Here is a 453-nt window from a genome sequence, read left to right as displayed (position 1 = left end):
CCCTAAATCGAGATTATTATTAAGTTAACGGTACCCTCAAATTCTCGACAAAACCGCCCATTTTAGTAACCTGTAACTCCACTCTGCTCGCTTGGCGACGTAGAAGCCGAAACATATCAGTAACGCGGAAAATGCAGCGAACGCGGCTACGCCATGAATTTTCCAGTTGCTGTAGCAGGTAATTAGGAAGAGGACGACCGAGAACGTCCTGAAGAATTTTTGTGTTCCCTCGAGCCGATCCAATTCGATCGATGCCGCGGGGCACGTCCGCCTGAGTTGGTCTCCCCAAAAACTCTTGTTGCTCCATAGTGCAGGTAGCTTTGAGCCCGGTAAAGCAGCCTCAATAGCTCTATTCTTGGCGTCGGTGGCAAGGATGTTAAAACAGGCAAAGCGTTCCCGCCGCGTTCCACGGACGAGCCAAGGTTCCAAAAGATCGTAGATGAAGTCCAAGGC

At 50.3% G+C, this 453-nt stretch carries 1 protein-coding gene; it reads right to left on the bottom strand.

Annotation, left to right across the window (positions count from 1 at the left end):
* Positions 1–36 precede the first annotated feature (36 nt).
* Positions 37–453, bottom strand: a 417-nt coding sequence (locus D7Y13_RS47445) for a hypothetical protein (protein WP_208734623.1), incomplete at its 5' end; no start/stop codon positions are given.

It is taken from the genome of Corallococcus praedator, from assembly GCF_003612125.1.
Lineage (GTDB): Bacteria > Myxococcota > Myxococcia > Myxococcales > Myxococcaceae > Corallococcus > Corallococcus praedator.
This window is presented reverse-complemented; position numbering and strand designations above follow the sequence as displayed.